Source organism: Bacteroidales bacterium, from assembly GCA_013141385.1.
GTDB lineage: Bacteria > Bacteroidota > Bacteroidia > Bacteroidales > Tenuifilaceae > UBA8529.
In genome coordinates this window covers 12,370-38,464 of sequence record JABFRB010000009.1, presented here as the reverse complement: position 1 = coordinate 38,464, position 26,095 = coordinate 12,370, and the positions used below count along the sequence as shown (strand labels likewise).

General features: G+C 35.2%; 19 protein-coding genes. 6 read left to right on the top strand and 13 right to left on the bottom strand.

The features are described from left to right. Window positions 1-32: 32 nt before the first annotated feature. The 11 genes from HOO91_05255 to HOO91_05205 all read right to left on the bottom strand — a co-directional run bounded on the left by HOO91_05255 (window position 33) and on the right by HOO91_05205 (window position 17,398). Window positions 33-2,927 (bottom strand): PAS domain-containing protein, encoded by a 2,895-nt coding sequence (locus HOO91_05255; protein ID NOU16949.1) that lies wholly within the window; start codon window positions 2,925-2,927, stop codon window positions 33-35. Window positions 2,928-3,281: 354 nt separating this feature from the next. Then, window positions 3,282-4,421: a cysteine desulfurase gene (locus HOO91_05250; GenBank protein ID NOU16948.1), complete on the bottom strand. Its 1,140-nt coding sequence runs from the start codon at window positions 4,419-4,421 to the stop codon at window positions 3,282-3,284. A 908-nt stretch (window positions 4,422-5,329) separates the two neighbouring features. Next, window positions 5,330-7,723, bottom strand: coding sequence for a response regulator (locus HOO91_05245; GenBank protein ID NOU16947.1), 2,394 nt, complete (start codon window positions 7,721-7,723; stop codon window positions 5,330-5,332). Between the two features lie 10 nt (window positions 7,724-7,733). After that, window positions 7,734-8,777 (bottom strand): chemotaxis-specific protein-glutamate methyltransferase CheB, encoded by a 1,044-nt coding sequence (gene cheB, locus HOO91_05240; protein NOU16946.1) that lies wholly within the window; start codon window positions 8,775-8,777, stop codon window positions 7,734-7,736. A 181-nt stretch (window positions 8,778-8,958) separates the two neighbouring features. After that, window positions 8,959-11,235 (bottom strand): response regulator, encoded by a 2,277-nt coding sequence (locus tag HOO91_05235; GenBank protein ID NOU16945.1) that lies wholly within the window; start codon window positions 11,233-11,235, stop codon window positions 8,959-8,961. Window positions 11,236-11,465: 230 nt separating this feature from the next. Continuing rightward, the gene (locus tag HOO91_05230; protein NOU16944.1) at window positions 11,466-13,214 is read right to left on the bottom strand and encodes a methyl-accepting chemotaxis protein; all 1,749 of its coding nucleotides are present in this window, start codon (window positions 13,212-13,214) and stop codon (window positions 11,466-11,468) included. Window positions 13,215-13,387: 173 nt separating this feature from the next. Continuing rightward, window positions 13,388-13,993 (bottom strand): purine-binding chemotaxis protein CheW, encoded by a 606-nt coding sequence (locus tag HOO91_05225; protein ID NOU16943.1) that lies wholly within the window; start codon window positions 13,991-13,993, stop codon window positions 13,388-13,390. A 134-nt stretch (window positions 13,994-14,127) separates the two neighbouring features. After that, window positions 14,128-15,621 carry a chemotaxis protein CheR gene (locus tag HOO91_05220; GenBank protein ID NOU16942.1) on the bottom strand — a complete coding sequence of 498 codons (1,494 nt, stop codon included), beginning with the start codon at window positions 15,619-15,621 and terminating at the stop codon, window positions 14,128-14,130. Further along, window positions 15,618-16,079, bottom strand: coding sequence for a purine-binding chemotaxis protein CheW (locus HOO91_05215; GenBank protein NOU16941.1), 462 nt, complete (start codon window positions 16,077-16,079; stop codon window positions 15,618-15,620). Before HOO91_05215 ends, HOO91_05220 begins: the two co-directional genes overlap by 4 nt. Before the next feature lie 588 nt (window positions 16,080-16,667). Further along, window positions 16,668-16,976 carry a glycoside hydrolase gene (locus HOO91_05210; protein ID NOU16940.1) on the bottom strand — a complete coding sequence of 103 codons (309 nt, stop codon included), beginning with the start codon at window positions 16,974-16,976 and terminating at the stop codon, window positions 16,668-16,670. Window positions 16,977-17,089: 113 nt separating this feature from the next. After that, the gene (locus HOO91_05205; protein ID NOU16939.1) at window positions 17,090-17,398 is read right to left on the bottom strand and encodes a glycoside hydrolase; all 309 of its coding nucleotides are present in this window, start codon (window positions 17,396-17,398) and stop codon (window positions 17,090-17,092) included. A 434-nt stretch (window positions 17,399-17,832) separates the two neighbouring features. Between HOO91_05205 and HOO91_05200 the strand changes: the two genes are divergently transcribed. Then, the gene (locus tag HOO91_05200; GenBank protein NOU16938.1) at window positions 17,833-18,033 is read left to right on the top strand and encodes a hypothetical protein; all 201 of its coding nucleotides are present in this window, start codon (window positions 17,833-17,835) and stop codon (window positions 18,031-18,033) included. A gap of 12 nt (window positions 18,034-18,045) precedes the next feature. On the opposite strand, the gene HOO91_05195 is transcribed toward HOO91_05200, so the two are convergent. Then, window positions 18,046-20,523, bottom strand: coding sequence for a TonB-dependent receptor (locus HOO91_05195; protein NOU16937.1), 2,478 nt, complete (start codon window positions 20,521-20,523; stop codon window positions 18,046-18,048). A gap of 334 nt (window positions 20,524-20,857) precedes the next feature. Between HOO91_05195 and HOO91_05190 the strand changes: the two genes are divergently transcribed. The 5 genes from HOO91_05190 to HOO91_05170 all read left to right on the top strand — a co-directional run bounded on the left by HOO91_05190 (window position 20,858) and on the right by HOO91_05170 (window position 25,664). Continuing rightward, the gene (locus tag HOO91_05190) at window positions 20,858-21,265 is read left to right on the top strand and encodes a YjbQ family protein (GenBank protein ID NOU16936.1); all 408 of its coding nucleotides are present in this window, start codon (window positions 20,858-20,860) and stop codon (window positions 21,263-21,265) included. 284 nt (window positions 21,266-21,549) lie between these two features. Beyond that, window positions 21,550-23,157, top strand: a complete 1,608-nt coding sequence (locus HOO91_05185; GenBank protein NOU16935.1) for an indolepyruvate ferredoxin oxidoreductase — start codon at window positions 21,550-21,552, stop codon at window positions 23,155-23,157. 23 nt (window positions 23,158-23,180) lie between these two features. After that, entirely contained in the window at window positions 23,181-23,762 is a 582-nt protein-coding gene (locus tag HOO91_05180; protein ID NOU16934.1) for an indolepyruvate oxidoreductase subunit beta, read from the top strand. 323 nt (window positions 23,763-24,085) lie between these two features. Beyond that, the gene (locus tag HOO91_05175) at window positions 24,086-24,907 is read left to right on the top strand and encodes a histidine kinase (protein NOU16933.1); all 822 of its coding nucleotides are present in this window, start codon (window positions 24,086-24,088) and stop codon (window positions 24,905-24,907) included. Window positions 24,908-24,911: 4 nt separating this feature from the next. Then, window positions 24,912-25,664, top strand: coding sequence for a response regulator transcription factor (locus HOO91_05170; GenBank protein ID NOU16932.1), 753 nt, complete (start codon window positions 24,912-24,914; stop codon window positions 25,662-25,664). Window positions 25,665-25,677: 13 nt separating this feature from the next. Here HOO91_05170 and HOO91_05165 read toward each other — a convergent pair whose 3' ends face one another. Then, a complete protein-coding gene (locus tag HOO91_05165; protein ID NOU16931.1) occupies window positions 25,678-26,085 on the bottom strand; it encodes a hemerythrin family protein in 408 nt (135 codons plus the stop codon). Window positions 26,086-26,095: the final 10 nt, after the last annotated feature.

Here is a 26,095-nt window from a genome sequence, read left to right as displayed (position 1 = left end):
GTGATTAATATAAACCACTAGATATCATAAACTTAAGAGCCTAAATATTTTTCAAGAATTGTGTAAAGCTCATTTTTATTTATTGGTTTTGTTAGATAATCATTACATCCCGCAGCTTCTGCCTTTTGACGATCCTCAATAAAAGCGTAAGCAGTTTGGGCGATAATTGGCAACTTTGGATTTATTTGTCGAATTTCCATAGATGCCGCATAACCATTCATGACTGGCATTTTAATATCCATTAGTACTAGATCAATTTTTTTAATTTTATTTACAAGATCAACCGCTTGAGAGCCATCTTTTGCCCAAAGGATTATTGCTCCTGTAAGGCTCAGTATTTCCTTAATAAAAATGTAATTAACCTCTTCATCCTCCGCAATTAGTATTACTTTGTTTCTCCAATCAGGGCGATGCTCTTTTCCTTCAATTACTCGAAGTTCCTTATTAATATCAACATTTTGATAAATTTGAAGTGGTAACGTAAAGTAAAATGTTGTTCCAACACCCAATTTTGATTCAACCCAAATAGAACCACCTAGTAAATTTACAATCCCTTTTGATATTGATAAGCCTAAACCAGTTCCTCCAAATCTTTTATCAGTTACATCTTCAACTTGACGGAAACGCTCAAATATCATGGTTTGCATTTGTGGATCGATTCCAACGCCTGTATCTTTTACAAAAAAAGTAATCTGGTTGTTATCTAAGGAATATCCAAACTCTATAACTCCCCTTTCGGTATATTTTAATGCGTTCCCAATTAAGTTTGTAAGTATCTGCTCAAGTCGACCCTCATCGGTAACTAAGTCAAGAGAATCGCAACCATCAGGTACAACTATTTTAATATCAATTTCCTCACGCTTTTGAAATATCTTCTCTTTATTATAAAATTTCTGAAGATATTTTAATAGATTGTTCAAATTGCAGGGTGCAAAAACAATAGTTAGATGACCTGATTCAACTTTAGAGGTATCAATAATATCGTTGATTAACTTAACAAGATTGTTCCCTTTATTATTAATAATCTCAATAAACTGATTTTTCTTTTCATCGGAGAGGTTTGGAAGGGCTAAAAGCTGAGAAAATCCGATTATTGCATTCATTGGTGTTCGGATCTCGTGGCTCATATTTGCTAAGAAAGCAGATTTTTGTTTATCAGAAACTTCTGCTTTTTCTTTTGCTAACATTAGCTTGTTTTCTAGATCTTTACGATTCAAAGCTGCTGAAGCCTGATTCACAATTCCCTCTATTATGGATAGATCTATAGCTATTGAATTTTCTAATATTATACTTATAACTCCCCCATAACAGATATTTTCCTTAAGAAAACCATTAATAAAAATATCTCTAATCCTTAAGAACTTTTCAATACTTCGAGCTGCTGCAGAAGATATTTGTCCATCAGACAATTCGTAAAGGGGCTTATTAATTCTTGATGGTTCATGTTTTGTTAAAAACTCCAAAGCATATTCTGAAATATGAAATCTTCGCCCAATAGGGTTCCAACCCAATATTTCAAGAAGGTTAGACCATGCTTTCATATCTAACCCATAGATTCCTTCTATATTTATTACATTTTTCTCGGATTCAAAGGAGACCACAACATGAATTACTGTTGGGCAGAATTTTTCTAATTGAGTTCCAACATAATGATATATGCTTTCGGAAATTGGGAGTCCAATTAGGTCGGTTGCAGTTTGGGCTAATGCTTCTAACTTATACTGATAATCCTGCTGAATTCTCTCGTTTATTTTCTGGGGGGTTAAATCATAACCTATTGCTACAGCATTCCAACCTTCAACTTTAACGTAATCGTTAAAAGCTGTCCATGCAATATCTTTTTGCTCTCCAGTCTTTGTTGTTAAACGGTATTCCCAAGTTGAGAGTGATGATGAAGTGTTTCCTAGCTGCTTCTTCACCTTTTTTCTTAACTCAGTATCAGGGTATAATAATTTGAGTGCATTTTCATTTCCAATAATTTCTTTCGATTTATAGCCTGTAATATTCTCACACGCTTTGTTCCAAAATACGATGCTGTTATTATGATCAATAGCATAAACCATTGCTGGTAAGTTCTTTACCAACGACATTAAGTTTTCTTTATCCTCTTTTAGCTTCCTTTCGTATTTTATATTAGTTGTAATATCATATACAACCCCATGCCATTTAACTAGATTATTTGCTATATCCCGATCAACTTCAACTGTAATTTGCAAATTTTTCTCAACCTGATCGGGTCCTATATACCTAAAAATGGAGTTGAAAAGATTCCTGTCAGTTGACCTTTTTATATCATCAAATTTTTTATTTAAGGCTAATAAATCATCCGAATTAATATATGGAGCAATTAATTGGATACTAGGTTTTACTGAACCTTTTTTAAAACCGAAGATTTTATATGTTTCCTTTGACCAGTAATCTGAACCCTCCAATGGTTTACTTTCCCAACTGCCTATATGAGCGATTCGTTGTGTTTTTTTTAACCTTCTTTCGCTTAACTCTATTTTTTGTAATAGTTCTTTCTGGTGGCTTATATCTATTATAGATCCAACAATTACTTTTGGCTTCCCATTATTATCCTTGGATGCTATTGCGGCTCTTACTAAAAACGCTTTCCAACTACCATCCTCAATCTTTGCTCTAAATTCAATTTCTTTGCTTTCGGCCTTGCCATCAATAAGATCTTTTACTGCAATTTCAACTAAGTTCCTATCATTAGGATGAATAAGTTGGAATACTTTAGCGATTGATGTGTAAGAGTTTTTTAGTTTAAAGCCAAGGTGGTTAAATACTTGATTGCTATATTCTATAGCAGGTTTTGAAATATCCCAATACCAAAAACCACCTCGAATAAGCATCTGAGCTTCTTCCAGAAACTCAAGTATCGACAAATTCTCGTCCCGTTTATTATGTTTCTCTAAAGCCATATCTAAAACAACATCAATATTGAAAGAGTTAAATACAAAATTTTTAAATTTATAGACAATTTAAGCCGTTTGCAAAAAATTACCAGCTATCTGAAGATTTTTTTTCAAAAAAGCACTATTTATGGAGGTATTCAAAGTCATCTTAGGGGCATTCGAAGCTATTTGGGAGATGATTAGAACTATCTCAGAAGCAATCATAGATGCCTCAGGGAATGATCAGTGGTAGGAAAAGGAAAAATCTGCAAAATCCTAATAGTTGAGCCATATCTTCAATCCAATTCAATGTTTGGCTTTCCTACATCCGATTTAACGGGGTTAAATATTTGGCATGTTGTATTCTTGTACGTAAATAGTTTAAGATGATCTTAATCGCTTTACAATATCCACAATTATTTCAGATGCTTGGTTTATTTCGGCTACCGTAGTTTGTCGTCCTACGGAAAATCGAATGGTTCCCATTGCAAAATCAGTATCTAGCTTAATGGCTGTTAATACTGATGAAAGTTTAATTGAGTCGGTATGGCAAGCGGCTCCCGCTGAAGCGGCAATTCCCTTTAGCTCCAATTCGTTTAAAAGGATATTAGCCTCCAATCCTTTAAAGCTAAGGTTTAATGTGTTGGGGAGTCGTAATTGTGAATGACCATTTAACTTGATTTCTGTGAGTTTATTGAGTAATTGGTTATGGAGCAAATCCCTCATTTTCTTTAAATGCTCCATATTTTTGCTCAAATCGCAATGGGCAATTTCACAAGCTTTGCCTAATCCTACGATTTCAAGCACATTCTCGGTTCCTGCACGCTTATTCTGTTCATGATCAGCCCCATGGATAAGTTTCTCTAAAACCAAACCATTCCTAATATACAAAGCCCCAATGCCTTTAGGTGCATGCAATTTATGACCTGCAATGGACAATAAGTCAACTCCCATTTCTTTTACATCAACAGCGCATTTTCCCAACGATTGTGCAGCATCGGTATGGAATACTATATTGAATTTACGGGCAATTTCGGCAATTTTTGAGATTGGCTGAATAGTTCCTATTTCGTTGTTGGCGTGCATTACGGAGATAAGAATAGTTTTTGGAGTAATCGCCTTTTCCAACTCATCCAGCTGAAGCAATCCGAATTCATCAACTGGAATATATGAGATTTGAAATCCTCTTTTCCCTAGGTATTTGCATACTTCAATTACGGCAGGGTGCTCAATGGTAGATGTTATAATATGATTTCCTTTATGCTCATTGGCGAATGCAAATCCTTTTATGGAATAATTATTCGATTCTGTTCCTCCACTGGTAAAAATAATCTCATTAGGTTTGCAATTAATTGCTGTGGCAACCTGTACCCGAGCGTTTTCTACAGCTCGTTTTGTTTCTTTTCCAAAACTATGAGCACTTGATGGGTTACCAAAATAGCCATAAAGATAGGGTTGCATTGTTTGCGCTACTTCTTTGTCGATAGGAGTTGTAGCATTATAGTCAAGATATATTTTCATTGGGTAGTTAATAAATAATTCGTATTCTTTTTACTGCAATTAGTTTTACAAAACAGTTCTATTTGTTACGCTAGGTTTTTGTATCCGCATAACGGTTTTCCGCTTGTTGTCTCTGCTTGTGGGTTGAAAACTACGTTTCCATCCACAGCTAGTAAAACTATCAAAAAGCGATGAACTTCCCAAAACCATCATCACACAAATAAATTGGAGTTCTTTATAAATAACGTCAGCTCAATGCAAGGTGTCATCCTGAACGAAGCGATGGATCTAATTATCTAAAATTCAGATGTTTGCTTTCAGCGAATCCTTCGGATTTCACTTCGTTCAGCATGACAAAGCAACAATCTAATGGTGAACTGAGAATCAATATATTATACTTACATCGAACTCACGTTATAAATAGCTAATTTTCGCTTTTGGTGATTGCGGGCTTACGATGTATGATAAGGCTATCGCAAAATGCGATTATTGAGATGCAATGGGGTTTTGTTTTGACGCAATTGACGATTGTTGTTTTGCGATAGGGTTTTGTGTTGTCGCAATTCACGATTGATTACGTGCAAAGAGGGTTTGATGGTCTGCAAAGGCATTTTGTTTGTCTGCAAAGAGGTTTTGATTATCTGCAAAGGCATTTTGATGGTCTGCAATTGGGTTTTATTCCAATGCAATGGTAATTTTGTGTATCTTCCTAAAATAACTTGACAGGTTTTTAACTAAAACCTACTTTAAGTTTACACGAAGATATGGTATTTCTTTTTGTAGTTTACACATTAATTCTTATTCCTGTTTTTACTTTACTCACTCATGCTAATCCTGTTTTAAGTTGACTTTTTGTTCGATTTTTTTGTCAACCTATTTTAGGACAAGACACAGTTGGAAATGGGGCTTCTTTGTTTGATAAAACTATTTTATTTCAAATGTTTTTTTATTTTAGAAATTAAGAGTTCTCGTTTTAAAGGTTTAGTAATAAAATCAGAGCATCCACATGCAAGGGCTTTATTCCTATCTAAATCTGTTGTGTATGCTGTTTGGGCAATAACTGGCATATTTGGTTTAAAATTTTTTATTCTCATTGTAGCTTCATAGCCATCCATCACTGGCATTTTTAAATCCATTAATATCAAATCGATACCCTGTGTTTTGCAAATTTCAATTGCTTCTAAACCATTTTTCGCCCAAACTATTTCGATATTTAATCCTGTCAAAAATTCTTCCAGTAGCATGAAATTAGATTCTTCGTCCTCGGCAATCAAAAGGGTTATAGTTGTTTTGTTTTCAAATTTTATAGCGTTAATGGACTGCTTTCCTAATAAAGTAGTTCTTTGAACTTTTTTGTAGGGGATAGTAAAATAGAAAGTTGATCCTTTGCCTAATTCAGACTTTAACCACATTTTACCACCCATAAGTTCTACATACGCCTTTGAGATAGACAAGCCTAAACCCGAACCACCGAATTGTTGTGCGGTATCATCGACCTGACGAAAGCGATTAAATATTACTTGGTGCATTTCAGGTGGGATGCCGATGCCTGTATCCTCAACAAAAAATTCGAGTTCGTTACTTTTTAATTTGTAACCAAAATTTACATACCCCTGTTGTGTGAATTTTAGCGCATTGCCAATAAGATTAGTTAGTATCTGGACGAGTTTTGTTTCATCGGATGTAATGTTTACCTCGCCATTGAGTAACGTATTTTTTAGGATAAGGATAACATTTTTCTTTTGGTCTTTTAGCAGGAATTGTTCGTGTAGAAGTCTTAAGGTTGAATTAAGATCGACCTCATTTTCTGTAATTTTTGCCTGACCCGCCTCGATGGTAGCAATGCTTATTATGTCAGAGATAATAGAAAGTAGTTGGTAGCAATTTTGTACAATGATATCGGTAAAATGTTTACGCTTTTCGGGAAGAAACTCAAGGTCGTTAAGGAATTCGGAAAACCCAATAATTGCATTCATGGGGGTACGAATTTCGTGAGAGATGTTGTGTAGGAAGGCTGTTTTTAAGCGATCGCTCTCTTCGGCTTTTTCCTTGGCAATAACTAATTCAGTATTGGTCTGACTAAGTTCTTTTATTAATTCATGCAATTCAATGTTTTGAACTTTGAGCTGCTCAGTATTCTCTTGAATAAGGAGGTCTGCTTTTTTGCGTTCAATTTCATTCTGAATGTATTCAAGTGCAAATGAAACATCAGTGGCCATTTCATCAAGTAGAGAAATTTCTATTTCATCGAAAAAATCAACCTCATTGGAATAGATACAAAAACCTCCCGTTACTTTTCCAAAAACAATAAGAGGAAATGCGGCAAATGATCTAAATCCCAAAGACAAAGAATTCCGCTTCCAAATTTCAGGAATACTTTTATCGGTATTTATACTATTGGATATAAAGTGTTTCCCAGAACTTATTACCCCTGTAACAGGATTTTGATAAGGACTCACCTCTATTAACTCATTTGCTAAGCCAGCAGCTGCAAAGGTTTCAATTTTATTTGTCTCATTATTTACGATTCCAATCCACGCACTTTGAAATTTTCCTTCATCGATAGCGATGTTACAAGTATCTTGGAATAGCTGATCGATATCACGAACTCTTACAATTGCTTTATTGATATTACTGAGTACGGCGTAAATGCGATTTAATTTGATAATCCGTTTTTCAGCGTTTTTGCGAATATCAATTTCCGCCAAAAGTTCATTAGTTCTTTCTAGCACTAACTCTTCTAGGTTTTCATTAATTGCTTTTAATTCTTCTTGTGCCTGAATTAACTCATTATTTCTTTGGACCGCTGCTTCATACGTTGAAATGAGTAATGTAAGCATTTGCTGCTGGGTGGCCGAGATAAAACGTCGTTTACCACCAAATATTATTTCCACACCAACCCTAACCCTCTCACTTTTGTTGAACTTCCTATTTGCTATAATTTGTTCAATATGTGAGATGAGATAATCGTCGTGATAAGGTTTAGTGATAAAATTATCGGCTCCGCAAGAAATGCCTTCAAGTATATCCTCCGAACGAGAGAGAGATGTAAGCAATATAACGGGAATGTCTATAGTACTTTCATTTGATTTTATTTCTTTACATAGCTCATAACCGTTCATCTCCGGCATAACAATATCGGTGATAATTATAGCTGGTTTGAATTCGTTTAAAAGATTGAGTGCTTCCTTGCCATCCTTAGCCACTATTACCTTGTAGTTGTACTTCTCAAGAAGGTATTTTAATTGTTCTGCTTGAGTTGAGCTGTCCTCAGCTATTAAAATTTGCACAACATCATCCTCTGAATTCTTAATGTTTTTCATAATTTCCCCTTCACTTTTTAAATAAAGCAGTTAATGTTGTTATTATATCTTCAGGAGGAAGAATATGCATTGCCGCATTGAATTTTATTGCTTCTCCGGGCATACCATGCACCACAGAACTTTCTTTATCTTGAGCGAAAGTAATGGCCCCGTTTTTTTTCATCATTTTTAGCTCCTCAGCACCATCACGTCCCATCCCGGTTAGCAAAATACCTACAGCACCAGATCCGAAGACTTGTGCCACAGTACGAAAGAGATAAGCAACTGATGGCCGCAGACCATTTTCTAATCCGTGGTTACTAAGTACAATTCTAGGACCTCTTTCAACTCCCATGTGAAAATTATCCGGAGCCACATAACCATGTCCCGCAAGCGGGAATTCACCATGAGATGCTATATGAACTGGAAAATTTGTTGTATTATTAAGCCATTCAACAAAACCCTCAGTGAATCCTTGTGAGATGTGCTGAACAATTAAAAGTGGAACTGGAATATTTTTAGGGAGTCCTGAAAGAATTTTTTGTAAAACAAGTGGACCACCCGTGGAAGCACCGATAGCAACAATCTGAATTTCCGATTCTTTACTAATTTCTTTTTCAATTATGGGTTTGACTAGCCCATTTTCTCTCGTACTATGTGCAATACGTCTGACCAATTTCACTTCAGACATTAGTTTTAATGTTTGTATTAACCCTTGTGCCTCTTTTTTAAATTCGGGGTGATCTACACTTGGCGGTTTTTTAATTACGGCCAAAGCCCCTTCTGCAATCATATCAAATGAAAAAGTAGCTTCTTTCCCTGTTGAACTACCAGTAACAATTACAATTGGTGTAGGGTTGGTTTCCATTATTATACGTGTTGTCTGCCGTCCATCTAATTTTGGCATATGCATATCCATTGCTATTATATCAGGATGCAATTTTTTAACTGCTTCAATGGCTTCTTCACCATTTTCAACAATTCCAACAACCTGTATATCTGGATCGGCGCTAATTGTATAGGAAAGCAATTGCTGCATTACCGGTGAATCTTCCACTATAAGAACTTTAATCATGGTAATAAGTTTTTTAAGTGCCTAGTAGTTTGAAGAAGTGCCTAGAGTACTTCAAGTGCCTAGAATTTAAAAGAGCCAAAAGTTTGTGCTTTAAAATAATCCTTATCTTCTTTTAACTTTAAATACTCGAAGTACTTTAGACACTTTAAGTACTTTTTACTCTCTAAGTACTTGTGTACTATTACAAAAGTTTTTTAATCACCTCCAACAAATTACTTTGATCGAAACTACTCTTTACAATGTAAGCGTTGGCTCCAACATCAATACCGTGTTCACGATCTTCACGCGATTCGAGAGCGGTTACCAGTACGATAGGTAATTCACTTAATTTTTTGTTTTTGCGAATTTTCGTGGTAAGTTCAAAACCGTTCATCCTCGGCATATCAATGTCAGATACAATCAAATCGAATTCTCCAATTAACACTTTCGTTAATGCATCTACACCGTCAACAGCAGTCTCAACCAGATAACCTGCTGATTCTACAATATTCTTTATTAAGCTTCGCGATGTAATCGAATCATCTATCACTAAAATTTTGTATCTCCTTGTAGCCTCAATATCCTTTTCTTTCGATTCTTTTATGGACATGCCTGTTCGAATTGCCGATTTCATTAAATCTGAAACATTGATTACAGGTACAACTTTACCCGAACCAAGAACCGTAGCTCCGCTTATATTACGGACTCGATATAATTGCTTGCCCAAGTCTTTAACAAGAATCTGGCACTCCTCTATAATCTCATCAACAGTAAAAGCAATTCGTTTATCCGCATGTAAAAGAATCAATAATTGAATAAAATGATGATTATCCTCGGAGTTATTCTTTTTACTTGATGTACTACCATTTCCGTTTGTTAACCCTAATACATTCCCGAGATTAACTGTTTTAATGATTCTCCCATCAATCATTATCGTTTCCCTATTTTCTACTGTTTTGATTTCTTCCTGAGTTATTCTTACTACGTGCTCAACATTAATAGTGGGTATAGCAACCAACTGCTCTCCGATGCGCACAAGAATGCCTCTGAATGTTGCTAATGTCAATGGAAGTAAAAGATGAAATGTTGTACCAATATTCGGTTGGCTCTCAACCGAGACTGATCCACCAAGTTTTTCCACCTTCTCGAGAACTATCGCTAAACCTAATCCACGTCCTGATATATCTGTAATTATTTGGCTTGTTGACACGCCCGACTGAAATATTAACATCAAAGTTTCCTGAGGGTTTAGATTTTCCAGAGAATCTTTGTCTAGAACGCCTGCCTTGATAGCTGCTCTGCGAACGTTATCGAGTTCAATACCTATACCATCATCGAAAATGGTAATCTCTAGATGGCGACTTTCTGTTACATTAAAGTTTAGTGTTATTTTTGCTTGCGGTGGTTTGTTTAAGCGTTCTCGCTCCAAAGGTTTTTTAACTCCATGGTCAATGCAGTTTCGTATCAGATGAATTAAAGGGTCTTTTAATTCTTCAAGAATTCGCTTGTCAACTTCAATCTCTTTTCCCTGCACAATTAGCTCTGTTTCTTTACCTTGGCTACGTGCGAGATCTCGAATAAATTTGGGAAATCCTTCTATTATTGTAAACACAGGAAGCATCAATACGCTTTTCATTGCTTCCAGATGGTCGTCAATCAATCGTCCGAGTGAACGCTGATCGTTTTCTAGAGCATGAGTAATAGCAGTTATATTGGTTTCAAGTTCATTTAATTTTTCAGTACTCCAATCATTTATTAGTTTTAATTGAAGTAGGTTTTCATTGGAACCGGGGGCATTCAATTTTCTTAATTCCGTTTTCCAAGATCCGATTAAATCGTTAATAGCCCTCATTTCGAAGGTTCTTTGTGTTGCAGCAATTTTATATTGAATCATCTGTTCAGCCTGCAAAAAAAGCGGATCTAACTTTTCAGTTGATATTCTTACAGTTTCTGCTTGCACGGGTTTTTCTTCTACTAATAGTTTAGATACTCCGTTTGGAGATAAAGCAGATTTTGTGATTTCTTCAAAAGTATTCTTGATAGTTGTTGTTTGCTCTTCATCTATTTTCTTAGGTTGATCTACTTCTGTGATAGATTGTAGCTGTTTTATTAATTCTTGGTTGTTCTTGGGAATTTTTGCTCCACCATTAGATACCATTTTCGAAATGCTATCAATAGCTTTATAAATAAGGTCGAATTGTTCTGCAGTCAAGAAAGTTTGTTCATTTTTTATTTTCCCGAATATGCTCTCCAATACCTGACAGGTAGATTCAACCTCTTTCATACCAACTGAACGTGCAGCTCCCTTTAAGCTATGTGCTTCGCGGAAAATAACCTCTATTAATTTAGAGGTCTTTTCAGTTTTAGGTGTTTTCTCTAATTCAATTAGATCTGACGTAAGCCCACGAATATGCTCCTCCGCTTCAATGCGAAAAGTTGCCTGAAGTCGTTTTAAAAACTCCTCATCTTTCTTATCCATCCGTTTATTTTTAAATTAACCCCAACCCCTTAAAAATGGGCTATAACAGAGTTGAACTTTTCAATGACCACTGCTCTGTTTTCTTTTAACTTTAAGTACTCGAAGTACTTTTTAAATAACCCCAACCCCTTAAAAAAGGGGCTATAACAGAGTTGAACTTTTTAAAAATCACTGCTCTACTTTCTTTTTTTACTCCAAGTACTTTAGGCACTCGAAGTACTCTAGGCACTTTATACTTTATACTGTTCTACCAAAAGTTTCAGTTTCTGACTCAGCTCATTTAAACTCATCGCAGCCTTTTCAGCTTGTACCATACTTGCTGCATTCTCAGTTCCTGCCTGGTTGATGTTACTCATGGCTAACCCAATTTGGTCCATCCCAACAACTTGTTGTTGGCTCGAAGCAACAATTTGTGTTGCCGCTTCTACTGCCTTACTACTGCTTTCTGCTAATTTTTTAATTGATTCACCGGTCTGAGTTGATTGCTTAACGCCATTTTCAACGGCTTTGCTGGTCTGTTCAGTTGCCATTACTGCTGCGCTTGTGGCTTTCTGTATATCGCTTAAGATATTGCGCACCTGTACTGTGGCCTGTTTTGACTGCAATGCTAGACTCTTTATTTCTTGCGCAACAACTGCAAATCCTTTTCCTTGCTCCCCTGCTTTGGCGGCTTCTATGGCGGCATTTACTGCCAGTAAATTAGATTGATCGGCCACATCGTTGACCGATGCAATTATTCCACCAATTTGTTGACTTTGCTCACTTAACCGAACAATTGTATTTGCCACCGCTTCCATTTGATTTTGAATTTCGTGCATCCCGCTTACAGTTTCATCAACTGCTTTTTGACCAACTTGTGTTACCTGAACCACTTGTTGAGCACTCTCTGAAACCCGACTTGCTTTTTGACTGGACAGCTGAGCTGCCTGACGGACTTCTTCAACTGTTGTTGTTGTTTCACTGATTGCAGAGGCTGTCTCCGACGAACCCGATGCTACCTGAGTGGTTGCGGCTAATATTTCACTCGATGATGAGGCAAGAAGGTTAACACTTTCAGAGATATCCTTCATGATACTACGCAGATTGTTTAACATCTGCAAAAAAGCATTTCCCAGAAGATCTTTCTCTGATTGCGGAACAACGGAACCAGTAAGATCTCCAGAAGCAATTCTTTTAGCAACAGCAGCCATATCCTTAAGGGTATTTACCATTCTGCTAAAATTTTGTAAAAGGATTCCAACCTCATCTTTTCGCTCAGCCACCAACAGTTCAACATTTAAATCTCCTTCGCCTATACGTGCAGCTATTTTTGTAATCTCAATGAGCGGTTGGGCTATTGCCCTGTTCATCAACATCACCATAGCTATGCTGAAAAAAAGTGCAACAACTCCAATTATCACAAAGAGAAATATTCTTGAATCTGCCTGTTGCTGATCAAGTGTCAACTGGTCATCTGCGTCTTTCGCTGCCTTATTACCCATTTCGGTTGAAATTGATCGGATTTTTTCAAATCGATCCTTTTGAGTGGTTGTTCCCAATTTTTTGGCTTCCTCTAATTTCCCATTTTGAATTAATGAAATCTCTTCCTTTCTTGCTTGACGATACACATCGATTTCAGTTTTTAATTCTTTTAAATGGCTTTGGAACTGGAGATCTGCATCGAGTTTGAATAGCGCTTCGATAATATCATTAATTGCTTGCCCCCTTTCATTGATGATCCCTTCTAGGGCCAATTGTTCTGATTTATTCTGGGTCAACATCATATCCAGAATAGCTGCTCTATTGAAATTCTGATGAGATCTTAATTCTCTCAACTCAAGTGCTATTTGGAAATTTACCTCGTACAGATTTTTTTCTGATTGTGTGATATTCTGTAAACCAATGTAAGCAATAACAATCACCACTAAAAACATCAACCAGATTAAGCCAAAGCTAAACAGTAGCTTAGCACGAGTAGAAAGGTTAATAAAATATTTCATGTTTATGCCTCCTTTGTTTAATTAGTGCCTAGAGTTTTAAGAAGTGCCTAGAGTTAAAGGGGTCTAAAGTTTTTGCTTAAAACAATCCGTACTTTCTTTTTACTTTAAGTACTCCAACCGAGTGCTTTTTGCGAGTTCACCGAAGGTAAACTTTAGGCACTTTAAGTACTTTTTTATTCTGATTCTTGATGTACCACAATTTTTTCATCCTCTAAAATCTTTTCTACATCAAGGATGATAATACGATCGTTAGAAATTCCTCTTAAATACCCTACACCGATTCCGCTTGTTGAATCGGGTGGTGATTGGATCTCCTCAATTGATATTGAGCGCGTGTCGTGTATAGTGTCTGCCAGAATACCAAACTCCATCCTTTCATTACGGACGATAATTACTTTGTTCAACTCTCCTAAACCCTTTTCGGGTAGATTGAAGAATTTTTTTAGGTCAATCACTGAAACAATTTGTCCACGCACGTTTATAATGCCAAGTACAAAGGATGGGATACTAGGTAGAATTGTAAAATCTTTCAGCGGATAAACCTCGCGAATAAATGTACTCTCGATCCCATAAATCTCTGAGGCTAACCTGAACACAACAATTTCGATAAATTCGTTGTGATCAGTTCTACCTTTCGTTTCAACAGATAAAACTTGCGCTCTTGCTTTTAATATGGAATGCTTTTCTTCCATCGTAATAAAAATCTTCTGATTTTTCAATTCTTGCAGAGAATTTACTTTGCTTCTAATTTCATCCCAATCAATTTTTGCCTTTTGCATCTGTTCAAGATTAATTTGAATTTTCTTCACCCCTATTCATTGGTGTTGTGTCAATATTTCCTCTCTTCACTCACCCTCAGTCTGTACGGCAGGATTGCCCCTTTAGGGGTTAGGGGTCGTGCTGAGCATTCTTTTCATGCACTAGTTTGTAAAAAGGCATTGATAATTTCTCTGAATCTACCAGTGGTTAATCCTTCCGATTCAAAAAGATTATCTTCCTGGTTACATTTATTTAAAATCGACACAACAATCTCATAATACTTTTTTGCATATTTAGTATTACCAAGCTGCCGATAAATATTCCCTAAAGAATAATAGGAGAGCACAAAGTCAGAATCCAAGTATATAGCACGTTTAAGTGATATTACTGCTTCTCCCAGCTGATTATTTTCCTGCTGAATTGTTGCGTATAAATAGTGTAGGCGAGGATCGAGTTTATTGGCTGCAATAGCTTTTTCACATGTTTTTATTGCTTCGATTAGTTTTCCCTGGTTAGCAAAAGCTCGAATTAAAAGCAGCTGTTCCTCTGATGTTTGAATATTTTTTTCAAGTTTATCAATTACCTCCGAATAGTTACCTTGCGAATATGATTTTAAGGATTCTTCATAAATCGAACCGATCTGTTTAGGGGTTTCTTCTATTGTAAGAATCTCCTTTTCGATTTCTTGGGGTTGAGATTTTATGCTTTCTGTATTATAATCAGTTTTCGGTTGTATTTGAAATAAGGCCTGTTCATAAGGAGTTTCCTCTATAGTAAGTTTGTGCTGATTTTTAATCTTCTTATAACTCTTTTGATATAGCACCATACCCGGAATATTAATTGGGGTAAACTGGGGAAAATTCTGCAAGGAGAGTTCACTTGCAGAAACTACAAGATAACCTCCTTGTACTAGAGAGTTATACAGTCCTTGCGCAACTTGCCTAAAACGATCCTGAGTAAAATACATAAGAACGTTACGGCAATAGATTATATCCATTGCATTCGTATTACTAAGAGATGACGGATAAATATCTTCAGCCAAATTCAGATATTCATATTTCACCATACGCTTAATCTCTGGAATAATCTCAAATCTATTATTTGATTTTTGAAAAAAATATCTTTCTTTTAGCCATTGGGGAGTACTACGAAATGACCATTGACCAAATTCACCTGTTGTAGCTTTTCGTAAAACCTGAGGATTAATATCGGTAGCAAGAATAGAAATATTCCAATCTTCAATATTGGGGATTGTTCTGTTTAGTGCGATTGCAATAGAATACGGTTCTTCACCTGTTGAACATCCTGCGCTCCAAATTCTTATCCTCTTTCCTTCTTTTTGGCGATGACTGGTCAACTCGGGAATAATTATTTGCTCTAGTGCTTCAAAAGTGTGAGGTTCTCGCCAAAAATAGGTTTCGTTAATTGTAAGATTAGCAGCAAGAATTTCCAAATGCTCGCGGGTTAAGGAGGAAGAAGTAATGTGATGTATAAATTTTTCAATGTCCTTATATCCGAACTCTTTGGAGGCATTTATAATATTACGTTCTAAATCACCCCACCTTTCTTTGGGGAAATACAATGCAAGGTTAGAATCAATAAACTTACTTAGTTGCGATAAAACATTATCTGGAAGAGTATGTTTCATTTTTCATTTGTTAAAAGAGCTTCATCTATAATTTGCTGTTCGTCAAGAGAAAGAAACTTCTCAAGGTCATGTATCAAAACAATGCTATTTTCAACCTTGGCAATACCTGACAGGTAATCCGTGTAAGAAAACACTTCTTTAGTATCTACTAATTGACCATGTTTAAGTTCATGCACGCTTGTTACCGAATCTACTACAAGTGCAACAAGTCGATTCGGAATATGTGCAATAATGAGATGATCATCCAATCCAATTTCACGAACAGGCAGATTAAAACGCTTTCGGATATTAATAACGGGTATTATCGCACCATGAAAATTTACAACACCCATTACAATGTCAGGGGCTTTGGGCAATTGAGTTATTTCAACAGTTGGTATAACACGCTCAACGGCTGATAAATACAACGCATACAATTGCTCATCAAGCCTGAAGAGAACAATTATTTGGTTTTCGATACCATTTGTATCACTCATGGTTTTCTCTTGCTCATCTCTGCGCAAGTCGTATTATTAATTTTTTAATGCCCAAAAATCAATACTATTACCAAAATGGTAGAATACTAGTAAAGAGATTGACCAAAAATTTATATTTTAATAAAATTAAAGTATTTAATGAGATAATTCAGTAATAAATGCATTGATTTATATCATCATTTCCTACATATCAACATATATTTATTTGCAATGCAAATTATTTTCAACTAATTCTACTTTGGCAGATTAGGTTTGTATCCGATTTTTGACTTTGTCAAGCTCGTTTCACGTCGGTTCTGCTTTTTTGCGTGTTTTTCGAATCGGTTAAAATAGAACTAGCTGAAAATAATATTCTAGTGAGTTAAAAATTGAATCTTTAAGTTCTTCATTAAATAAGAGTTTGCCAGTCACTTTTGGGCTAATACAAAACCAGAGTATCTTCTAATGATTTTAAGAAGGAATAACAACATTTTCAAGGATATTGGGTGTAGTGAAAATAAAAGCAGTGTATTGCAACGGGAAGGGTTGCGAAGATGCACTGACAAACCCTGCTTTTGAAGATCAGAATAGTCACAATTTCAACAACGAATTAAACCTGTTCTTGTAGGGTGTTTCGATCAATCCATCTCCATCCCAGTCGTTTTCCCAACGGGTATCATCGAGCAAATACCGAAACTGATATTTTTTCCACATCGGAAGTTTAAGCGTACAGGTAAACTTTCCGTCTTTCTGTTTTTTCATGGGATTCTTTTCAGTACTCCAAGCATTAAAATCACCTGCTAAAGCAATTTTTTTTGAGTTGTTTGCAACAGAAGCAGGTAAAATGAAGGTTATTTGGCAGATTCCCTTGTTGGGTAAAAATTTTTTTCGAATGCACATAGCACTTAGTTTAGTGTTTAATATAAGGGCAATGATAAATTAGTATTAGCGAAAAATAGATCCGAAGGCAGTAAAAATATTCGGGCTCAACGGATCTAAATAAACAGATTCGGTTACAGTTTTATTAACGAATTGAATGTTTCCTTGTAAGGCGTTGCAACCAATCCATCATCTTCCCAATCGTTTTCCCAGCGATTTTCATCGAGCAAATAACGGAACTGATACTCTTTCCCTAGTGGAAGATCAACGGTACACTTGTATTTTCCATCTTTGGTTTTTTTCATAGGATGTTTTTCGGAATTCCAAGCATTAAAATCGCCGACCACAGCAACCTTTTTTGAAGCATTAGTAATCGATTCTGGCAAAACAAAGGTAACCTGGCAAACACCCTTGTCGGTTAAAAAACGTTTCTGAATGCTCATAACAATATATTTAAAGGTTAATACTAATTATATAAAAGTGTCTTAATTATTCTTTTCTTTCATGCAAAATCAAAGGGAGAACAAATTTATGAATATTGGGGGGCAATGTCAAGTCAATGCATTGTTAAATACCTGATAATGATTTAAATCATCGTTAATAGGAACTTGCCTATCACTTAAAGATTAACCTTAAATCAGAGAACTTTCTAATGGTTTGAAAGAGAATAGCAACATTTCAAGGAGATTAAAACTTAAACAGTTTCTTATTCAAAGGGTAGCGAACAAAAAAACTCATTTATGATACCCATTCGAGGTGTGTTTTTTAACGAATTGTTAAAAACTTTCGTGAAATTGTTAAGTATTTTATTAAATAGGCTTTCAGCAATAGGTTTGTATTTAGTTTATTTGTCATAAAATACTGAATTTAATATAAGATGAATAAGCGCCCAGGGTTCAATGCTGATAAGTTAAAACGTGTTCATCGTAAGGAATTACTCTTTAACACGTCCGAAATGGAGGTTATTAAGGTTTACTGTAAGCGGTATAAGGTAAGGAATCAATCCAAATTCTTACGCGAAGCCATAATTTCACGTGTTCTGCATACTTTTGAAACCGATCATCCTAAACTTTTCTAGCTAATCTCTCAACTAAAACTTGGCAGTAAGTTTTATGTTGAGCCTACGTGATGTTAGGTAGTTAGGAACTGCATACGTTCCCGATTCATTTTCCTGATTATTTACGGTTTGAACCCAAAGGTACGAAACAGTATTGTTGATATTAAGGAGATTAAATACCTCTGCGCTAACCCACAATCCCTTTAACCATTTTACTCCATTCAACTTAGCTCCGCCTTTTCCAACATCATCTTTAAAAATCTTGGAGAATCCAATATCAATGCGTTTGTAGGATGGCATTCGGGTAATTGGATTGTACATGACTACATTCTGCGGAGCACTTACTGGCAGACCTGTGCTAAAGTGAGCGCTTAAATGCACCCTAAATGTTGGATTTCCGGGAAGATAATCCTGAAAAAAGACTCCAAAGTTAACTCGCTGATCTGTAGGTCGTGGATAATACCCTGTACGTAAAATGGATATATTCTGATCTATATAAGTATCGTTTGTTATACTCTCATAGGTTCGCATTATCGATAAACTTGCCCACGATTCGGCACCAGAAACAAGTTCACCATTAATCTTTAAATCCAACCCATAGGCATAGCCCTTCGCCATATTTACGCCAGAATAGCGAATGCTTACATTATCTACCTTATAGGGAATTAAATTTGATAGATTTTTATAGTATAGCTCCGATGTAAACCTAAATGGCCTATCCCACGCCATAAATCTATACTCAGAACCTAAAACAAATTGAATGGATTTTTGAGATTTAATGCTAGGGTTTAGAATCCCATTGGTAAACCGTAACTCTTTATAAAAGGGTGGTTGATAGTAGTATCCTCCCGATAGATGAAACGAAATATCCTTTCGCCACGAAGGTTCAGCGGTAATTGATGCCCTTGGGCTGATAATATACTCATCGTTATAGTCCCAGTACGATATTCTTGCTCCTGCTGTAATTATATAATTGAAGATACCACCTGAGATATTTAATTCATCCTGCACATAACCATTGATTCGATTCGAGTTAAGTTTATTCGAAGCTTTCAACGCATAGGATAGTTTAAGTTGATCTGTTGAAATGGGTATTGAATAGCCCGATGAATCTATCAACTTCCATTCACTAATTTGATCGTCCACTATTTCATGCTGATATTTTACCCCCCATTTGAGTTTATTGACTCCTGATACCCAAATATTTGAATTATCAACGGAAAGCACTCTTGTATTTAAAAAATTTCTAGCATGATCCAATGAACCGCCAATACCTACATTTATTAAGCTATCGCCATACGTTGATGAACCCAAAGAGTTATCTAACTCATTTAATAGATATTCACCAAGAAGATCATAGGTTTCGCGCTCGTAGGTGATGAAACCGCTAGTGGTAAGTCTAAATAGAAGATTATCATTGGGCTTTAGCTCAGTGCTGAATGCTCCAAGAGCAGTTTCAAAGGTATTAATCTCCTGTCCTTCGTAGTATACCTTTAGCTGTAGTGCATTATTGAATGTACCAAACCGGGTTTCTCTATCGCCAGGTACAAATTGATATTTATTTGTTGAATAACTTCCTAAAAAACTCATGCTAAATCTTGGAGAAATATCGTAGTTCAAATACGATTGAATATCAAGATATACTGGACGATAATCACCTTTAGTATCTAATGTATTAAGTAGGTATTTTGATGTTTTGTACCGAAAACCAGTGATGTGAGTAAACTTTTTGTTTTTGGATAAGCCCTCTAAAGTAAAATTTGTCCCAAGCATACTAATGTTAACATTCGCAGCATTTTTCTCGGGTTTACGGTATTTTATATTCAGAACAGATGACATTTTATCCCCGTATTCAGCATTAAATCCACCAGAGGAGAATTCAACTCCCGATACCATATCAGAGTTAACAAAACTTAATCCCTCTTGCTGACCCGAACGAACCAAGGAAGGTCTGTAAATTTCAACACCATTTACATACACAAGATTTTCATCAAAATTACCGCCCCTAACGGAATACTGCGAGCTTAATTCGTTTGAGGAGCTAACGCCGGGTAGCGATTTTAAAATCGATTCGAAATTACCCGATGCATCAGGAATAAATTCAAGACTTTTTGTATTTATCTTCTCAATATTTCCAAACTTACGCCTAGTGCTAATAACTGAAACCTCTTCGATTCTATTATATATTGGTATAAGTTTAATATTTACTTCCCTTCTTTCATCGTTCTCAATTTTTAGCTCAAAACTATTTGGTATGTATCCAACACATGAAACTATAAAAGCTAATCTTTGATTTGAAACTACTTTTAGCCTATATCTCCCATTTTCATCGCTCGATGAACCCATATTTGTATTTTGTATAGCAATATTTGCAAACTCTATAGGCCGATTAAGCGTATCAGTAATAACACCTACTACAAAGCCTTTTCCTTGCCCATATATAGAAATTCCTATAATTGAAAGGGTAAGAACTAAACATAATTTAACTCTATTGTAGTAGCTGTGTTTCATTAGTTTACTTAATTATTTATTACAATTTTTGTAAAAAATTTTAAATAGATAATTTATTGGCGAAGAAAACAATTTATTTTAACATATTAATGGTAAAAAAATTGTGTTTAATTTAGAAATAGTTTTTTAGCATCATTGCAATTATTGTACTTTATTTTAACGTCAGCTCGATGTAAGGTGTCATCCTGAGCGAAGCGAAGGATCTAATTATATAAAGACTAGATACTTCACTTCGTTCAGCATGACAAAGCAACAATCTAACACTATATTTAGGATCAATATGTTATGCTTACATCGAGTTCACGTTTTTTTAATAATCAAAAAATCATAAAATATGGTTGATCAATTTGAAATACAGCTACGCCCCTACAGTAGAGGGTTTCACTTAATAACAGAAGAAATTTCTAAAAATTTTTCGAATCTACCTGACAAGGGCATATTAAATCTTTTTATCAAACATACCTCGGCTGCAATTACAATTAATGAAAATGCCGACTATACCGTTCGTATGGATTTTGAGAGTTTTTTATCAAAATTAATTCCTGAAAATTTCAACTATGCCCATAATTCCGAAGGTTCAGATGATATGCCAGCACACCTTAAAGCATCAATAATTGGTCAATCAATATCAATCCCAATTACCAACCATAAGCTAAATCTTGGAACATGGCAGGGTATTTATCTATGTGAGTTCAGGAATTATGGGGGAAGCAGGAAGATTGTTATAACAATTATAAATTAATAAAAAACAGCCTTTAGATACACAAGAAATTATAAGAGATTAAAAAAGTTTGATACTTTTGCTATCAAAATTAATGAAAAATCTCAATTTTGGTAACAAATTGATAGTTTCAAGGTTGCTACTATAAGTGATTAAAAAATGAGAACACTTTTCATTTACTATCTGCACAATGTTGCCTTAAACGTTGGATTCCTGAAACGTTTTGGTGGTCTGTAAGATCGCCTTTCCTTCCCTCATTTATTTTTTACTCAATTATTAACTCAGATAATAAAAGCATACATAATATGGAAAAATTACTTTTACTTGGTGATGAAGCAATTGCCCAAGGTGCAATTGATGGCGGTTTATCGGGGATATACGCTTACCCTGGCACTCCTTCAACCGAGATTATGGAGTTTGTACAAGGATCGAAGCAAGCCGAAGAGCTAAATATTCACAGAACATGGTCGGCAAATGAAAAAACAGCAATGGAAGCGGCACTTGGCATGTCATACGCAGGAAAGCGTTCAATGGTATGCTTTAAGCATGTTGGTTTAAATGTTGCTGCCGATGCCTTTGTAAATGCCTCAATTACTGGTGTAAATGGAGGTTTGATAGTTGTTTCAGCAGATGATCCATCGATGCACTCATCGCAGAATGAGCAGGACTCAAGATTTTACGCTAAATTCTCATTAATACCAATCCTTGAGCCATCCAATCAACAAGAGGCCTATGAAATGGCATATTACGGATTCGAATTATCCGAGAAATTAAATGTTCCTGTGATGCTTCGTATCACAACCCGTTTGGCGCACTCTCGTGCCGGTGTTCAACGCTCACAGGTAAAAAAGCAAAATCAATTGCATCTACCATCGGATCCACGCCAATTCGTTCTACTACCTTCTATTGCTAGAAAAAACTATAAGAAACTGTTGGGTATGCAACCCGCTATGGATGTTGAATCTGAAAAATCAACATTCAATACCTTTGTCGATGGAACTGACAAGAAATTAGGAGTAATTGCTGCAGGATTGGCTTATAACTATTTAATGGAAAACTATGTAAATGGCAAGAATCCTCATCCAACCCTGAAACTATGCCAATACCCGCTTCCTCATAAGCAAGTAGCAGACCTTTACAACCTATGCGACTCACTACTCATCCTTGAGGATGGTGCACCAGTTATAGAAGAAATGCTAAAAGGTTTCCTAAATCTAGGTAAGCCAATCCATGGAAGACTCGATGGCACACTGCCTCGTGATGGTGAGTTAAATCCTAACATTGTTGCAAAAGCTCTAGGAATGACCATTCAGGAAGGCCAAGATATTCCTGATATTGTTAAAAATCGTCCACCTTCATTATGTCAGGGATGCGGGCATCGCGATGTATTCGAAGATTTGAATGAAGTTCTTAAAGCGTATGGAACAGGCCGAGTATTCTCCGATATAGGCTGCTACACTTTAGCGGCACTTCCACCTTTCAATTCAGTTAACTCTTGCGTTGATATGGGTGCTTCCATTACAATGGCAATTGGAGCAGCTGATGCAGGTTTAATTCCCGCCGTTTCTGTAATTGGTGATTCAACGTTCACCCATAGCGGAATGACAGGTCTGCTTGATGCCGTTAATAAAAATTCTCCAATTACAGTAATTATATCCGATAACTCAACAACTGGAATGACTGGCGGTCAAACATCAGCAGCTACAGGAAGACTTTTTGAAATTTGCCAAGGTATTGGGGTACATCCTGACCATTTAAAAATAATTACTCCTTTAAAGAAAAACCATGAAGAGAATGTAAGGATTATTAGAGAGGAATTAGAATACAAAGGATTATCCGTTTTAATTCCACAAAGGGAGTGTATTCAAACTTTTGCACGCCGTAAAAAGGCTGATAAGAATGAATCAAATTAGTAAATCAATCAAATCGAACTAAAATGAAAAATGACATAATTCTTGCAGGAGTTGGTGGACAAGGCATTCTATCAATTGCCGCAGCCATTGGCCTAGCCGCAGTTAAAAACAACTTACATATTAAGCAATCTGAAGTTCATGGAATGAGCCAACGTGGTGGAGATGTTCAATCGCACTTACGCATATCTGATAAACCTATTGCTTCGGATCTTATTCCTAAGGGCAAAACAGATTTAATTCTCTCCGTTGAGCCTATGGAAGGTTTACGATATTTACCATTCCTTTCTAAGGATGGTTGGTTGGTAACCAACATCACGCCTTTTAATAACATACCTGATTATCCGGGGTTAGATGATATTCTAAAACAGATTAAATTGTTACCAAACCACATTGCCATTGATGCAGATGCTATCGCAAAACAAGCAGGTTCTTCACGATCATCAAATATTGTTATGCTAGGTGCCGCTTCACCCTTTATTGATATTCCTTTTGAACGCTTAGAAGATGGTATTCGTCAACTTTTCGGCAAAAAGGGAGAGGAACTTGTAAACACAAACCTTAAGGCATTAAAGGCTGGTAGAGATTTTACTGAAAAAAACAGGTAGAAATACTCTTATATATTAAAAAAACCCCTTATTATTGAGGGGTTTTTTATTTGTTACTATAATAACCTTTTAAAGAATTGAATAACGAATACTGATTAACGATTTAAGATTTATGAAATCAAAATACACAAATCATTGATATTTAGAATAATGATACTTGATCTAATTTTACTTCTAAAATCAAAATTCGTTAACCGAGTGGTTTTTGCGAGTTCACCGAAGGTAACCCTTGTTCTTAAATCTTCTATATTAGCCATAACTAGCAACTTAAATTAATTAGTAAAATGGTTTATCAATTTTCTGATCCTTTAATTATCAATTTAATGAGTCTACACTCCGAATTACTTGGTTTTAAAATTGATTTTACCCTAACAACTATTAACGCTTTCCTTTTAAATATCATTAATACCAATTTTATCGTTCTATTACTATGCGTAGTAATAATAATCCTTATAGGATTTGTAATTTACCTCTTAAAATCAAAGAGAGATCTTAAAATGAGTTTTAATAGGATTGAACAACAACTTTTGCTTACGCAAATAAATCCTCATTTTATATTCAATTCATTAACTGCAATTCAAAGTTTTATATTTCGTAATGAATCGCATCAAGCAGGGAAATACCTTTCAAACTTTGCAAAACTTATTCGATTTATTTTAGAAAGTTCAAAGCTAGAAACAACAACAATAGAAAGGGAAACAAAAATTCTTGGGCTTTATTTTGATTTACAAACGTTAAGGTTTGAGGGAAGGTTCGATTACAAAATTGAAATCGATGAAACATTAGACATTGATGAAATGACCATTCCTCCAATGCTGCCCCAACCTTTTATCGAAAATTCAATAGAACATGGTTTTATTCAACTTTCAGAGAAAGGGGTAATTACAGTTAGATTTAAAAAGAGAGAAAAGTCAATTGTAATTGAAGTGGAAGACAACGGAATTGGTGTTGAAGAATCAAAATTCGTTCATTTAAGATCAGGTAAAAGTCATCAAGCATTAGCAGCAGAAATTACATCTCAGAGACTTAAAAAAATTAAGCAACTTAGAAATATAGATATAAAGATAGAAATTGTTGATTTAAAAAGTGATAACACATCTACACAAGGAACAATTGTAATATTCACCATACCTTTTAAAGATTAGAATTATGTTTTCAGCAGTCATTATTGATGATGAAGCAAGGGTTAGAGAAACAATTCAACATGTATTATCTGTTTATTGTCCAAATGTTAATGTAATAGGACAAGCCGATTGTGTTGAAAAGGGCTATACTCTAATAGATCAGCTTAAACCTGAAATTGTTTTTCTTGATATTAAAATGCCTGATGGTACAGGATTTGACCTATTAAAGAAATTTAAGAGACACAATTTTTACTTTATTATTATTACAGCACATGAAGAATTTGCTATTCAAGCATTTAAATTTAGTGCTCTTGATTACATCCTTAAACCAATAGATCCATCAGATATAGTGAATGCGGTTGGTAAAATTACAAAAGTTATTAATAGCGATGAATCCTATTTGAAGTTTGAATCGTTATTATCAAATATTAACGACAATAATTACGATATTAAAAAGATTGTTCTTAAAACTAACGATAGTGTTTTTGTAGTAGATATTGGTAATATTATTAGGTGTGAATCTCACAATAATTATACCCTTTTTTATTTAGCAGATAGGTCAAATATTGTTGTTTCTAAAACTCTTAAAGAATTCGATGAAATGCTTTCCCCTTTATCATTTATTCGATGCCATCAAACGCATTTGGTAAACTCATCGCATATTGTGAGATACATGAAACATCCAAATACTTCTCTATTAATGTCTGATGGGATAATCGTTCCTGTTTCAGTTAGAAAAAAAGAGGTAATTGAAGATCTTTTTAAGAAAAAGTATTGATAACTAGAATTTTTTAGTTCACTCCATGCTCTTTAAAATGGGTTAAATACTTTCTATCCAGTATAAAAATATGGTTTATTAACCAATCCGTAAGAAAATTTATAAGTTCAACTGTTATATTCTGCTTACCATCATCAAACTGAACTTTTAAAGCGTTAATTTTTTCTATAAAAAGATCATGCTGAAGTTTATGCTCTAGGTATTCTGGAAAATTTGTATCCGCAAAATAGGTCTCTTCACGTTGAAAATGTAACTTTATATAGTTTATTAATTCAGATAAAGTTTCTGTCATAATCTCCTTTGCTTTACCATGGCTCATCGCATCGAAAAGTTTATTAATAAGATTTAACATTCCTTGATGCTCCGCATCAATACTATCAATACCAATATTATATACCTCTTTCCATTCGTAAAGTACCATGGCTCAAGTA